Annotated in this window: 12 protein-coding genes; 5 read left to right on the top strand and 7 right to left on the bottom strand. The window is 66.5% G+C overall.

The genetic code is table 11. The features are described 5' to 3' along the window. The first annotated feature begins 545 nt into the window (after window positions 1–545). Window positions 546–2024, top strand: a complete 1479-nt coding sequence (locus C1720_RS02915; protein WP_439650766.1) for an ABC transporter substrate-binding protein — start codon at window positions 546–548, stop codon at window positions 2022–2024. Between the two features lie 129 nt (window positions 2025–2153). Here the strand turns inward: C1720_RS02915 and C1720_RS02910 are convergent, their stop codons facing one another. After that, on the bottom strand, window positions 2154–3074 hold the full coding sequence (locus tag C1720_RS02910; RefSeq protein ID WP_050715648.1) for a PP2C family protein-serine/threonine phosphatase: 921 nt from the start codon (window positions 3072–3074) through the stop codon (window positions 2154–2156). A gap of 13 nt (window positions 3075–3087) precedes the next feature. Continuing rightward, on the bottom strand, window positions 3088–4065 hold the full coding sequence (locus C1720_RS02905) for a serine/threonine protein kinase (protein WP_102283171.1): 978 nt from the start codon (window positions 4063–4065) through the stop codon (window positions 3088–3090). A gap of 122 nt (window positions 4066–4187) precedes the next feature. On the opposite strand from C1720_RS02905, the gene C1720_RS02900 reads away from it, so the two are divergent. Beyond that, window positions 4188–5096, top strand: coding sequence for a YicC/YloC family endoribonuclease (locus C1720_RS02900; protein WP_199170941.1), 909 nt, complete (start codon window positions 4188–4190; stop codon window positions 5094–5096). Window positions 5097–5169: 73 nt separating this feature from the next. On the opposite strand, the gene C1720_RS02895 is transcribed toward C1720_RS02900, so the two are convergent. From C1720_RS02895 to C1720_RS02885, 3 genes are all read right to left on the bottom strand, one after another. Further along, entirely contained in the window at window positions 5170–5475 is a 306-nt protein-coding gene (locus C1720_RS02895; protein ID WP_102283169.1) for a hypothetical protein, read from the bottom strand. A gap of 253 nt (window positions 5476–5728) precedes the next feature. After that, complete coding sequence (locus C1720_RS14145) at window positions 5729–6625, bottom strand: hypothetical protein (protein WP_233199771.1); 897 nt, start codon at window positions 6623–6625, stop codon at window positions 5729–5731. 183 nt (window positions 6626–6808) lie between these two features. Then, window positions 6809–7744 (bottom strand): NAD-dependent epimerase/dehydratase family protein, encoded by a 936-nt coding sequence (locus tag C1720_RS02885; RefSeq protein WP_439650728.1) that lies wholly within the window; start codon window positions 7742–7744, stop codon window positions 6809–6811. Between the two features lie 204 nt (window positions 7745–7948). On the opposite strand from C1720_RS02885, the gene C1720_RS02880 reads away from it, so the two are divergent. Beyond that, window positions 7949–9010 (top strand): CDP-6-deoxy-delta-3,4-glucoseen reductase, encoded by a 1062-nt coding sequence (locus C1720_RS02880; RefSeq protein WP_102284463.1) that lies wholly within the window; start codon window positions 7949–7951, stop codon window positions 9008–9010. 203 nt (window positions 9011–9213) lie between these two features. Here C1720_RS02880 and rnhA read toward each other — a convergent pair whose 3' ends face one another. Beyond that, window positions 9214–9657, bottom strand: coding sequence for a ribonuclease HI (rnhA, locus tag C1720_RS02875; protein WP_050715653.1), 444 nt, complete (start codon window positions 9655–9657; stop codon window positions 9214–9216). A gap of 3 nt (window positions 9658–9660) precedes the next feature. After that, window positions 9661–10470, bottom strand: coding sequence for a class I SAM-dependent methyltransferase (locus C1720_RS02870; RefSeq protein ID WP_369406058.1), 810 nt, complete (start codon window positions 10468–10470; stop codon window positions 9661–9663). 214 nt (window positions 10471–10684) lie between these two features. On the opposite strand from C1720_RS02870, the gene gloB reads away from it, so the two are divergent. After that, a complete protein-coding gene (gene gloB, locus C1720_RS02865; RefSeq protein ID WP_102284462.1) occupies window positions 10685–11536 on the top strand; it encodes a hydroxyacylglutathione hydrolase in 852 nt (283 codons plus the stop codon). Further along, window positions 11533–13224: a transglycosylase SLT domain-containing protein gene (locus C1720_RS02860; RefSeq protein ID WP_102283166.1), complete on the top strand. Its 1692-nt coding sequence runs from the start codon at window positions 11533–11535 to the stop codon at window positions 13222–13224. Before gloB ends, C1720_RS02860 begins: the two co-directional genes overlap by 4 nt. The last annotated feature ends 7 nt before the right edge of the window (window positions 13225–13231 follow it).

The raw sequence follows: 13231 nt of genomic DNA, 5'->3' as shown, positions 1-13231 counted from the left end.
ATTCGGAAAAGAAATGCCAGGGCGCGGATGGTAACGGCACAGGGCATTTGCCTGCCTCCCATTCACCCGCGCCGATTATTTGCGCCATGAGCCGCGCGTGGATTTCAAACGGGGTGCATTGTGGACACCCCTTAATCTTTTGGGTCGCGCCCAGCGCCTGAAGCGCCTGCCAGGGCGAATCAAAAACAGGAGCAAATTCAAGGCCATTGAAATGCTTCTTTGCGCAGTTTCCACTAGGACATCATGCTACGAATAGAAGAGCAAAAAACTGCCCGTTCGCCGTTCCGCCTTCAGCCTCAGGCGCCCATCCGGAGCAAATGCCGGCCAGGCAGGCCGCTTCACAGGCTGGCGCGCTACCATGCGCGCCCTTTTGTCCCTGGACGCTTTCCTCTCACATGACTGTCTCGATACGCCGCCGCCATTTCACCCTGGCCCTGCCGGCCCTGGCCGCCTTGGCGCAGCCCGCGCTGGCTCGCTCTCCCAGCTCGCTCACGCTGGGCATGACGCTGGAGCCGCCCGGGCTGGATCCCACGGCCGGCGCANCGATACGCCGCCGCCATTGCACCCTGGCCCTGCCGGCCCTGGCCGCCTTGGCGCAGCCCGCGCTGGCTCGCTCTCCCAGCTCGCTCACGCTGGGCATGACGCTGGAGCCGCCCGGGCTGGATCCCACGGCCGGCGCAGCCTCGGCCATCGCCGAAATCATGCTCTACAACGTCTTTGAGACGCTCACCAAAATCCGCCCCGACGCCAGCGTCGGCCCGCTGCTGGCGCAAAGCTGGCACAGCTCGCCTGATCTGAAGCAGTGGACGTTCCATCTGCGCGAAGACGCACGCTTTTCCAACGGCGCGCCGCTGACGGCGCAAACCGTGCAATGGGCCTTCACGCGCGCCGCCAGCGAAGGCAGCACCAACAAAGACCGGCGCACCTTCACCGCCATGCGCCAGATTGCCGCGCCCGATGAGCGCACCGTGCGCATCGAACTGGAGCAGCCCGATGCCGATCTGCCCTTCAAGCTGGGCCAGGCCACCGCCATCATCGTCGAGCCGGGCAGCGCCGCCGGCAACGCCACGCGCCCCGTCGGCAGCGGCCCTTACGTGCTGGACAAATGGCAGCGCGGCGCTTCCCTCACCCTCAAGGCCTGGCCGCAGTGGCGCGAGGCGGGCGCCATTGCCATTGGCCGCGCCGTCTTTCGCTTCATCAGCGACCCGGCCGCGCAAGTGGCCGCGCTGCTGGCGGGCGATGTGGATGCCTTTGTCCGCATGAGCGAGCGCGGCGCCGCGCGCCTGAAGGCCGATGGGCGCTTTGCGCTGCTGCAAAGCGGCTCGCGCGCCAAAACCATCGTCGCATTCAACCACCGCCACGCGGCCTTGCGCGATGTGCGCGTGCGCCGCGCCCTGTGCGCCGCCATTGACCGCCAGGCCGTGCTGCAAGCGGGCCAAAACGGCCTGGGCACGCCCATCGGCAGCTACTACACCCCCGGCAGCCCCGGCTATGTGGACCTGACCGGCGTCAATGCCTATGACCCGGACAAGGCCCGCCAGCTGCTCAAAGAGGCCCTGCCCGATGGCCCCCTGTCGCTCACCCTCACCCTGCCGCCCACGCCCTACGCCCGCCAGGGCGGCGAAGTCGTGGCCGCGCAGCTGGCGCAAGCGGGCGTGCGCGTGAAAGTGCAAAACGTGGAATGGGCGCAGTGGCTCAGCCACGTCTACGGGCAGGCGCAGTTTGACCTCACCCTCATCAGCCACGTCGAGCCGCTCGATCTGGGCAACTGGAGCAAGCCCGGCTACTACTGGGGCTACGAAAACCCCGCCTTCAATGCCCTCTACGAGCGCCTGCGCGCCAGCGCCGATGAAGGCGAGCGGCTGAAGCTGCTGGAGCAAGCCCAGCGCCTGCTGGCCGAAGACGCCGCTGCCATCTTCCTGTACCAGCCGCACTGGCTGACCGCCGCCCGCAAGGGTCTGCAAGGGCTGTGGGAGCAGATGCCCATCTCGGTCAATGACCTGGCGACCCTGCGCTGGCAGTGAGCGCGGCCGGGTGGCAGTAAAAACAGGAGCAAATTTGAGGGGGTCGAAAGGCCTCTTTGCGCACGTTCTACTAGGACCTAATGCTATTGCTTTAGGAGCTAAATAGGGCCGGACAAACCGCTTGCGCCGTCAGTGCTTTTTGAGGGAGGTGCGCTGGATGGCCTCGTTGATTTCGGCGATGGAGCGTTCGATGGCCTCGTCGTCCAGCTCGTCCAGCGCGCTGTCGGGCAGGCCGCTGGTGGGCTGGATGGTGGAAGCAAAGGCGCTGTCGTCCATGGAGGCGGTTTCGGTGAAGCCGGGACGCCCGCGCCGCTGGCGCGCCCTGGCGGGCGCTTCCCACTCGAAGGCCAGAACGGTGACGTTGTCGCAGCGCGGGCCGCCTTTTTTGAGGGCTTGGTCGATGAGCAGGGGCATGCCTTCGGCCAGGGGGCGCTCGGCCATGCCGCGCGTGATGATGTCGTCGTCCAGCGTGCCCCAGAGGCCGTCAGAGCAGAGCATGACGCGGTCCTGGTCTTGCAAGACGATGGGGCCGCCTACGTCGAACATGGGGCGCACGGTGGAACCCAGGCAGGTGAAGAGGACGTTGCGGTTGACGTCCTTGAGTGAAGCGCCGCTGCTGGCCTTGGCTTCCAGGTAGGAGTGGTCGCGCGTGCGCTTGAGCAGCTGGCCGCCGCGCACGACGTACATGCGCGAGTCGCCGCAGTGCACCCAGTGGAGCTGGCCGCGCTGCACGACGGCGGCCACAAGGGTGGTGCGGGGCGTGTCCATCATGCCGCGCGAGCTGGCGTAGCGGATGATCTGGTGGTGGGCTGACATCAGGCCCCGGCCCAGAAAGCTGGGCACATCCGCCATGCGCGGCTGCGCTTCGCGCTGAAAGAGGGCGGACATGGTTTCCAGCGCGATTTGCGCGGCCACTTCGCCTTCGGGGTGGCCGCCCATGCCGTCGGCCAGGGCGAACAGGCCCGCTTCGCGGGTGTAGCTGTAGCCCATGCGGTCTTCGTTTTTCTCGCGCGAGCCGAGGTGGGTTGCTTCAAAAATTGAGAATTGCATGGCGGGTGCTTTTTTATTTGCTGGCTTTCTTGCCGTCAGCCATGAGGTTGCCGAACTGCATGCGCACGCGTTCGCTGACGGAGGGCTTGGTGTAGGTGCGCTCGCCTTCGCGGCTGAGTTCCTTTTGCAGGGCGAAGACCGATTGCGGGCGCGAGAGGGGGTCGAGCGACATGCACCATTGCACCACTTCAATGAGGCTGTCCGAATAGATGCCGCGCATGCGCGTGAGGGCGCTGGCGAGCTGGTCTTTTTCCAGGCGCTGGGGCGCGTCGTTGGGCGGGTAGCCCTGCATGCACGAGTAGATGCACGCGCCAATGGCGTAGATGTCCGTCCACGGCCCCATCGTCGAGTCGCGCCGGTACATCTCGGGCGCGGCAAAGCCCGGCGTGTACATGGGGCGGGTGAAATTGCCTTCCTTGTTGAGCACTTCGCGCGCGGCGCCAAAGTCGATCATCACGGCCTTGTCGTCGTCGGTGATGAAGATGTTGGCGGGCTTCAAATCAAGGTGCAGCATCTTGTGCTGATGCACGATGCGCAGCCCGCGCAGCACCTCGTCATACAGCGAACGGATGGTGGACTCGCGAAACACCTTCTTGTTGTTCAGCTCGCGCGCGGTGACGATGAAGTCTTGCAGGCTGGCGCCTTCCAGATAGTTCATCACCATGTAAACGGTTTCGTTCTGGCGGAAGAAGTTGAGCACGCTCACCACCGAAGGGTGGGCAATTTGCGCCAGCGAGCGGCCTTCTTCAAAAAAGCTCTTCAGGCCCAGGCGGTAGAGCGAAAGCTTTTCGGGCGCGACGTGCGGAATCAGCTCCCCTTCCGCGCGCGTGACCAGCGCCGAAGGCAGGTATTCCTTGATGGCCACCTGCTGCCCGTCATGATCCGTGGCCAGATACACCACGCCAAAGCCCCCTGACGAGACCTTGCGCACCACGCGGTAGCCGCCAATGACCGTGCCAGCGGGCAGTGAAGCAGGTTTGGGTTTTGACATAATTTCAAGCCAGAAAACAAGTTAGCCCGGCCTGACCGGGCTTTCTTTTTGTGCGTCAGCCGCCGCCTTCGCCCCCTTCAGGCTGCGCGCGATCCACCTCGTTGCATCAGGAAAGATTTGACATGCCAGTTTACAGTATGACGGGTTACGCCAGCGCCCAGCACACCCCGGGCGGCAACGCCGAAATAGCCACGCCCGCCGCCTGCCTGGCGCTGGAGCTGCGCTCGGTCAACAGCCGCTTTCTGGATGTGGTGCTGCGCCTGCCCGACGAGCTGCGCCCGCAAGAACCCGCACTGCGCGAGCTGATCGCCAAGCGCCTCAAGCGCGGCAAGGTGGAACTGCGCGTCAGCGTGGAAGCCGCCGCTGGCGGCGCCCTGCCCGATGTGCCCGTGCGCACCCTCCAGCGCCTGGCCGCCGCGCAGCAGCAAGTGCGCGTGTGGCTGCCCGAAGCCGCCCCCCTCTCGGTCGCCGACGCCTTGCGCCTGGCCGCTGGCGACAGCGCCGCCAGCCCGGCCCTGGGCGAAGCCCTGCTGCCCCTGGCCCGCCAGGCGCTCGATGAACTGGTGGCTGCCCGCCAGCGCGAAGGCGCGCGCCTGCTTGCCCTGCTGCAAGAGCGCATCACCGCCTTGCGCGCACTGGCCGCGCAAGCCGCCCCGCTCGTGCCCCAGCTGGTGCAAGCGCAGCGCCAGCGCTTTCTGGAGCGCTGGCAGGAAGCCCTGGGCGCGGCCCCCGCCAGCGAAGCCGTCACACAAGCCGCGCAAGAGCGCGCCCTGGCCGAAGCCACCGCGTTTGCCATCCGCATCGACGTGGCCGAAGAACTGGGCCGCCTGGCCGCGCACCTGGACGAAATCGAAGCCGTGCTTCAAAAAGGCGGCGAAACCGGCAAGCGCCTGGACTTTCTCATTCAGGAATTGCACCGCGAAGCCAACACCCTTGGCAGCAAATCCGCCACGCTGGAACTCACCCGCATCAGCGTGGACATGAAAGTGCTCATCGAACAAATGCGCGAACAGGTGCAGAACCTGGAATAAGCGCTGGGCCGCGACTCATTCAGGCGTTTTTGCATGCGGCCAAGCCGGAAAAACCAGACGGGCGGCAGGGCGCTCAATCCTGCGCGCGCTCAATGAATCTCTCGTCTTCCCGCGTGCATGGGCGGCTGGGAGACTGAATGCCGTACCCCAGCCCCAGATACAAGGCGCTGCGGTAGCGGCCTGATTGCGTCAGCAGGTTGATGCCTTCCGCGCCCTGGCACATGCGCGCCCGCGTCATCCGGCCTGCCCGTAGCTCCGCCACGCTGCCTGCGCGCACCCTTGGAGCAGCCAGAACCATGCCCGCAAAAGGCATGGCCGGCGCAGGGCTTGCCTGGCCGCGCCATTCATAGCTGAGCGCTTCGCGGCCTGATGCAGTCATTGCGGCGTGCCCTTCCTCCGCCCGCGCAGAAGCAGGCGCCAATTCCTGGAGGGTGAATTTCCTGCAACAAACGGGCTGCCCGCCGGGGCCTGGCCACTGCGCCCATAGCGGAACATTCGCCTCTGGCGCGTGCGTGAGATGGAAATGCACCTGCCCGGACGGACTGACCACCACAAAACCCGAAGCAGGCGCCTGCGCCGCCGCAGACGCGCAGGCGCTGGCCCATGTAATTGCCAGCAGACAGCGTTTCATGCTAGCGGCCATTGGCTGACCAATGGGGAGGATCGCTGACAAGCTTGTGCACGCCAAATGAAGCACCTACCTTATGAAGGTCGCGGTTTGAATTAATCTTTATTGATTTTCCTCCGCCATTTTTCATGGTCTTACCCTTCATGTTGGAGATGGTCATGTCAATGGCAGTGCCGTCAATATGATTGGATGTGAGGGAGGGTTGATGTACGATCCCGTAGGCGTTTACCATGGCTTGCGCTGCCCTTTTTGATTTGGCTGCGTCGCCATGATCCCAGTTGATATTGACTCCTTCACGGGCTGGAACCTCGCTGGGCTGAATGGTTCCATTGGCAATTTTCCACGCATAGTGCATCAGATAAGCCCTTTCAGCAGGCCGCCGCGTGGCAGATATGGAGACTTGGCCGCCAGCGGCTTCAATGGAACCAATGAAGTTTCTGACCTTGGAACGGAATCCTGCCTCCAGATCATCGATGGATCGGCTGGTGGGATATCTGCTGACCCATGCCGGACCACTCAACTCCCTGGATGACTCAGCAGGCGTTGCGGACGCTTGAATGGCTTCAATATTTCCCGCATTAACCATGCCTTGATTTTGCACGCCAAAAGCAAAAGATGTGGCGTCTGCATGTAAACTGGAGAACGGAAAACTGAATGCCATGTCATGCAGCAAACGGCTGCCGCCAAGTGGCGTGTTGGCAGAAGGCTGCGAAAAATCGCCGGAGCCGGGTTCGGCCAACCTATTTTCAACAGGCGATAGTTGCTGGGACGGAGAAAACGGACGTGATAATCCTGTAATACCTGTCATTGCAGTTCCTTTGAAAGATAAATAGCCATTGAAGCCGCATTTGCAGGCTTCGCGTTCCGCCAGAGCCGAAAGCGCTTCGTTCTGGCTGGTCAATTAAACCCAATAAGCATGTCGTCATGCAACTGGTGTAATTACTGTCTGGTAGTCTTCCTATGCTGTATTTCTGTACAAATAACGAAAAAGTAAAAAACGACCGTAGTCAATACTCAAAGCGCCCCATCCCCGCCTCGCATGCCAAACGCCCGCAAGCGCCCGTGAAATCAGCGCGGGCCGCTATCAATCCAGTAGCAGGGCGGCTTTCAGGCCGCTTTCCGCCGTGGGGTAGCGCAGCTTCAGGCGCAGCTCGCGCTTGAGGCGCTGGTTGGTCAGGCGGCGTGATTCGCGCAGAAAGCTCATTTGCAGCGCGGGCAGCGCAGCTTCGGCCTCGGTGCGGGGCATGCGCGGCGGGCAAGGCAGGCTGCACAGGCGCGCGGCCAGGTCGAACCAGTCGCCCATCTTCATCTGGCTGTCGTCGCACACGTTGTAGGCGCGGCGCGGGCGGGCGCGCCACAGGGCCAGGGCGCAGGCGCGGGCCAAATCGTCCGCGTGAATGTGGCTGGTGTAAACGTCATCCGGCGCGGCGAGCACGGGCGCGCGCCGCTCCAGCCGGGCGCGGGGCGAGCCGCCGGGGCGGTCGGCAGCGTAGATGCCGGGAATGCGCAGCACGGCAGCGCCCAGCGGGCGCAGCACGGCTTCGGCGGCGGCGCGGCGGCGCGCGCGCGCGGTTTGCGGGCGCAGCGGGCGGGTTTCGGGCGTGAAGCCGCCTTGGGCATCGCCATAAACGCCGGAAGTGGAGCCGTAAATGAACGCGGCCGGCCAGCGGCGACGCAGGGCGCGCGCCAGCGCCAGGGTGCGCGCGTCACCCCCGTCATTCGATGAAGGCGCGGGTGGCGCCAAGTGCAGCACGCGCCCCGCGCGCCCCGCCCAAGCGGCCAGCCGCCGCAAGCTGGCGGGCGCGTCCAGGTCGCCCGCCAGCGGCGTGATGCCCATCTGCCGCAAGGCGGCCGCCTTGGCGGCGCTGCGGCACAGGGCCAGCACGCGCACGCGCGGCAACAGCAGGCGGGCCGCGCGCACGCCCACATCGCCGCAGCCGACGATGAGCACGCGCGCGCGGCGAAAGCGGGCGGGCAGCGCGCGGGGGCGCGCGCCGCAGAAAAAAAGGTTCACAGGCAAAATCCGCTCCCGGAACCGCCTCGCAGTTTTTGCAGGCGGTTTCTTCATTCAGAGCCTGCTCGCAATCTGGCCGTGAAAGGCAAAAGCGCGGAAACCGGGATGGACTGCAAGGCGCAAACCGCCCGAATCCACGCTTTTCATGCTTTTTGCGCCCACAGGCAGATTGCAGGCAGGCTCCCCAAAACAGCCCACGACGATACCCAAATGAGCTTTTCCGTTACCGTGCAACCCGGCGGCTTCAGCTTTGAAGCCGAATCTGATGAAACCCTGCTGGCTGCCGCCTTGCGCCAGAGCGTGGGCCTGCCCTATGGCTGCCAGGAGGGCGCCTGCGGCGCGTGCAAATGCAAAGTCACCTACGGCCAGGTGGCCCTGGGCGAGCATCTGGAAAGCGCCCTGTCCGCCGATGAGGCCGCGCAAGGCTACACCCTGACATGCCGCGCCCGTGCGCTGGGCCATGTGGTGCTGGAGTGCGGTCAGGTCACGCTCGCCAGCCTCTACCCGCCGCGCAAAATGCCCGTGCGTGTGGCCGAGCTGGAGCGCCTCGCGCCTGACGTGATGCGCGTGCGGCTGCAACTGCCCGCCAACCAGCCCACGCCCTGGCGCGCCGGGCAGTTCATGGAATTCACCTTGCCCGATGGCAGCCGCCGCAGCTACAGCATGGCCAGCGCCCCGCAAGAGGCGGAGGATGAAGCGCCTGGCCCAAAGCGCGGCGCACGCTACGTCGATCTGCACATCCGCCACTTGCCGGGCGGCAAATTCACCGACCAGGTGTTTGGCGGCGGGCTGAAAGTGAAAGACATCCTGCACGCCGAAAGCCCGCTGGGCAGCTTTTTTCTGCGCGAAGACTCCCAAAAGCCCATCGTGCTGCTGGCCTCGGGCACGGGCTTTGCGCCCATCAAGGCCATCGTCGAGCACATGCAGCGCCACGCCATTGCCCGCCCCGCCGCGCTCTACTGGGGCGGCCGCCGCCCGCAAGACCTGTACATGCACGAATGGGTGCTGGCACAGCAAGCGGCCATGCCCGGCCTGCGCTACGTGCCTGTCATCTCCGCCGCCCAGTCCGAAGACGGCTGGCAGGGCCGCACCGGCTACGTGCATGAAGCCGTGCTGCAAGACTGCCCCGATCTCTCCGGCCACCAGGTCTATGCCTGCGGCGCTCCTGCCATGGTGCGGGCCGCCCGCCACGACTTCACCACCCGCGCCCGCCTGCCCGAAAGCGAGTTCTACGCCGACGCCTTCACCAGCCAGGCCGACCTGGCCTCTTGAGCGCCCGCCCACGGCCCGCTCCCGTGGGCGCAAGCGGATCGCATGGGGCAGCGCGCCAGGCTGGTTCGCAGGCCGGAATACGCTTCTTGATTGATAGCGTGGTGTCCTAGTGGAATGTGCGCAAACGTCATTTTCAGCCCCCCTGGATTTGCTCCTGTTTTTGATGGAATCAGCCGCTGCGCTGGCGGAAAAGAGCGGGCGTATCAGGCGGCGGCCTTGGGCACGCCCTGGTTGGCGAGGGCGTCGGCGCGTTCGTTGCCGGGGTGGCCGGCGTGGCCCTTGACCCAGTGCCAGCGGATCTCGTGCGGGCCGCCGCCGGCCAGCGCGTCCAGGCGCTGCCAGAGGTCGGCGTTTTTCACGGGCTGGCCGCTGGCGGTGCGCCAGCCTTTGGCTTTCCAGCCGTGTATCCACTCGGTGATGCCCTGGCGCACGTACTGGCTGTCGAGGTACAGGTCCACGCGGCAGGGGCGCTTGAGGGCGCCCAGGGCCTGAATGACGGCCAGCAGCTCCATGCGGTTGTTCGTGGTGCGCGCTTCGCCGCCGCACATCTGTTTTTCATATTTGCCGCTGCGCAGCAGCGCGCCCCAGCCGCCGGGGCCGGGGTTGCCTTTGCAGGCGCCGTCGGTGTAGATCTCTACGGTGTCCAAAGCTCATTGACCTTTCTGGGAGCGGGGCGCGGATTGTCCGCGCTGGTGCCGGGCGGGCGGGTTGGCCGCGCGGCTGGCGGCGGGTACGGGGGCCAGGCGGGCGGCGGGCGTTTTCCAGGCCGCGCCAATCAGGCGCATGCCGTGGGCGCGCTTGATGGCGCTGATGCACCAGGCCGCGCGGGTGATGGGCCAGCCCGTCGCGCCAGCGCGCGCCAGGCGCGCGGCCAGCTGGCGCAGCCAGCCAGCGCCCGGCGGCAAGCCGCTGTCGTTGCCGTAGCGCTGTTCGCACAGCTCGAAGCCGAGCAGGCGCAGCCAGTCGCGCAGGCGCTGCGGGGCGATGAATTCATGCCCTGGCGGCAGATACAGCGGGCCGCCGCCGTGCAGGCGCTGCCACAGGCGCGCGCGCCAGGGCACCAGGCCGGTGATGACGAGGCGCCCCTCATGCATCAGCGCGCGGTGCGCTTCGCGCAGGGCGGCGTGGGGGTCGCCGCACAGCTCCAGTGTGTGCGGCAGGGCGATCAGATCGAGGCTGCCTTCGGCAAAAGGCAGCGCGGCGGGGCTGGCGGCCAGCAGAATGCGCCCGGCGGGCGCAGCCTGGGCGGCGGCTTGAGCAGCCTGGGCCGTACCGGCTGCATCGGGCAGGGCCAGCCAGCGGTGGGGCATGCGGTTGGCGGCCAGGGCGTCGATTGCAGGCAGGCCCAGTTGCAGGGCGTGGTAGCCGAAAACATCGGCCACGGCGGCGTCGAACTGCGCCTGCTCCCAGCGCAGCAGGGCCTGGCCGGGCGGGGTGCGGAACCAATCGGACGCGGCCATCATCGCAGCGCCCCATGCGCTGGCTGCATTCCGCCTTGAAAGGGGTGTAAATTCGCTCCTCGTTTCATAGCATGATGTCTTGGTGGAATGGGCGCAGACGGCTTTTCAAGGCTCCTGAATTCGCTCTTCTTTTTGATGATGGGCGGCCGCCTTGCCGGTGGCCGGCCGCTTCTGCGGGCAGGCGCGCCGGCCCCTCATGGATAATTTTTGGCTCATGGAATTGCTTGCCCTGCCCGCCCTGAACGACAACTACGTCTGGCTGCTGCACGATGGCCGCCAGGCGCTGGCGGTGGACCCCGGCGACAGCGCCCCGGTGCTGCGCGCGCTGGCTGCACCGGCCGCGCCCGCCAATGGCCGCCTGACGCTGGCGGGCATTCTATTGACGCACCACCACGCCGATCACACGGGCGGCGCAGCCGCGCTGCATGCAGCTACGGGCGCGCCGGTGTTCGGCCCTGCGCAGGTTTTGCTGCCCTCGCCCACACCCGCGCCCTTGACCGTGGTGCAGGGCGGCGATGCCGTGCCGCTGCTGGGCTTGCAATGGCAGGTGCTGGCCGTGCCGGGGCACACGGCCACGCACGTGGCCTACTTTTGCGAGCGGGTAGAAGCCAATGGCGTCAGCGCGCCGCTGCTGTTTTGCGGCGACGCGCTGTTTTCAGGCGGCTGCGGCCGCGTGTTTGAAGGCACGCCCGCGCAAATGCTCGCCTCGCTCGACGCGCTGGCTGCGCTGCCCGATGACACCCGCGTGTGCTGCGGCCACGAATACACGCTGGCCAATTTGCACTTTGCCCGCGCCGTGGAGCCTGACAACGCGCAACTTGCACATTGGCAGGCGCGCTGCCAGGCGCTGCGCGAAGCGGGCCGGCCCACGCTGCCCAGCACCATTGGGCAGGAAAAAGCCATCAATCCTTTTCTGCGCTGCCGCGTGCCGCAAGTTGCGAGCGCCGCGCGCCGCGCGCCCGTGCCTGCGCCCGCCGTGTCTGGCGCAGGCTCTGCCAGCGGCGAGGCTGCGGATGCCGTGGCCGTTTTTGCCGCCCTTCGTGAATGGAAGAACCGTTTCTCATGACCACCCAACGCACTTTGCAGGCGCTGGCGCTGGCTGCCGCCGTTTTTCTGGCGGGCTGCGCCACCCGGCCTGCCACGCCCCCGGCGTCTGAACCGGCTGACGCTGCCGCATCCACCGACGCCCGCCCGGCCGCCTCGCCAGCCGCTGAAGAAGAAGGCCCGCAGGCGCAGATACGCCCTTCGCCCACCGGCCCCGGCGCGGGCATCCGCCCTTACGTGCCCATGTCGCCGCTGACGGTGCGCGACATGCAGGGCCGCCCCGTCACGCCCCTGAACGCCCCGGCGGACATCTGGGAGCGCGTGCGCGGCAACTTCGCCATGCCCGATCTGAGCAATGACCTGGTGCGCAAGCAAGAGCAGTGGTACGCGGGCCGGCCCGACTACATCCAGCGCATGGTCGAGCGCTCGCGCATGTATCTCTTTCACATCGTCGAAGAAGCCGAGATGCGCGGCATGCCTTCCGAGCTGGCGCTGCTGCCTTACATCGAATCGGCCTTCAACCCGCAGGCCGTCTCCAGCGCCAAGGCTGCCGGGCTGTGGCAGTTCATGCCTGCCACGGGCACCCATTTCGAGCTGCGCCAAAACGCCTTGCGCGATGACCGGCGCGACATCATCGCCTCCACCAACGCCGCACTGGACTACCTGCAACAGCTGCACGACAAATTCGGCGACTGGCACCTGGCTCTGGCCGCCTACAACTGGGGGCCGGGCAACGTGGCCAACGCGCTGGAGCGCAACCGCAAGGCGGGCCTGGGCCTGCGCTACGAAGACCTGCGCATGCCCGACGAAACCCGCAACTACGTGCCCAAGCTGCAAGCCGTCAAAAACATCATTGCCGACCCCGGCAAGTTCGACGCCTCGCTGCCCGACATTGGCAACCACCCCTTCTTCGACACCGTCACCATCACCCGCGACATCGACGTGGCCCTGGCCGCCGAGCTGGCCGGCGTGCGGCTGGACGATCTGCGCGCCCTCAACCCTGGCATGAAGCGCTCCGTCATCTTCGCCCAGGCCGCCGAACACATCCTGCTGCCCTGGGAAAACGCCGCCACCTTCAAGCAAAACCTGGCGGCCATGGACCCCAAGGCCCCGCTGGCCAGCCACACCGTGTGGGTCGCCCCGCGCACCATGAGCGTGGCCGAAGCCGCGCGCGAAGTGGGCATGAGCGAAGACGCCTTCCGCACGCTCAACCACATTCCGCCGCATGTGAAAGTCAGCGCCGGCGCAGCCCTGCTCGCGCCGCGCGGCAAGGGCCAGGCGCTGGCCGTCAGCGCCAGCATCGTCAACAACGCCCGCGTGGCCTTCACGCCCGAAGTCGTGCTGCGCAAAACCGTGCTGCGCGCGCGCAAGGGCGACACCATCGACCGCATCGCCCGCCGCTACGACCTGCCGCCTGGCACCGTGGCCGGCTGGAACAAAACCAGCGCCACTGCCAGCCTGAAGGCGGGCCAGAGCATCACCCTCTACCTGCCCATGCGCGCGGGCAAGCCCAAGGCCGCCCCCCGCAGCAAGGCCAGCGCCAGACGCGCCGCCGCCGCCCAGGCCGGCAAAGGCCGGGTCAAAGTGACGGTGGCGCCAGGCAAGGCCAAGGCTGGCGCGGGCAAAGCGCCCGCCAAGGCACCGGCGGGCAAAGCGTCTGCGGCCAAAACCAAAGCGGCAGCGCCCGCCAAGGCGAAGGCCAGGAAATAGCCTCCGC

The sequence above is a fragment of the Ottowia massiliensis genome (genome assembly GCF_900240305.1).
Classification (GTDB): Bacteria; Pseudomonadota; Gammaproteobacteria; order Burkholderiales; family Burkholderiaceae_C; genus Ottowia; species Ottowia massiliensis.
The sequence above is the reverse complement of the archived record's forward strand: the minus strand, read 5'-3'. Positions and strand labels throughout refer to the sequence as shown.

Coding starts and splice junctions, on each gene's coding strand:
- C1720_RS02910 (WP_050715648.1), bottom strand. CDS start 3,074: ATGCAATTCTCAATTTTTGAAGCAACCCACCTCGGCTCGCGCGAGAAA.
- C1720_RS02905 (WP_102283171.1), bottom strand. CDS start 4,065: ATGTCAAAACCCAAACCTGCTTCACTGCCCGCTGGCACGGTCATTGGC.
- C1720_RS02900 (WP_199170941.1), top strand. CDS start 4,188: ATGCCAGTTTACAGTATGACGGGTTACGCCAGCGCCCAGCACACCCCG.
- C1720_RS02895 (WP_102283169.1), bottom strand. CDS start 5,475: ATGACTGCATCAGGCCGCGAAGCGCTCAGCTATGAATGGCGCGGCCAG.
- C1720_RS02880 (WP_102284463.1), top strand. CDS start 7,949: ATGAGCTTTTCCGTTACCGTGCAACCCGGCGGCTTCAGCTTTGAAGCC.
- C1720_RS02870 (WP_369406058.1), bottom strand. CDS start 10,470: ATGGCCGCGTCCGATTGGTTCCGCACCCCGCCCGGCCAGGCCCTGCTG.
- gloB (WP_102284462.1), top strand. CDS start 10,685: ATGGAATTGCTTGCCCTGCCCGCCCTGAACGACAACTACGTCTGGCTG.
- C1720_RS02860 (WP_102283166.1), top strand. CDS start 11,533: ATGACCACCCAACGCACTTTGCAGGCGCTGGCGCTGGCTGCCGCCGTT.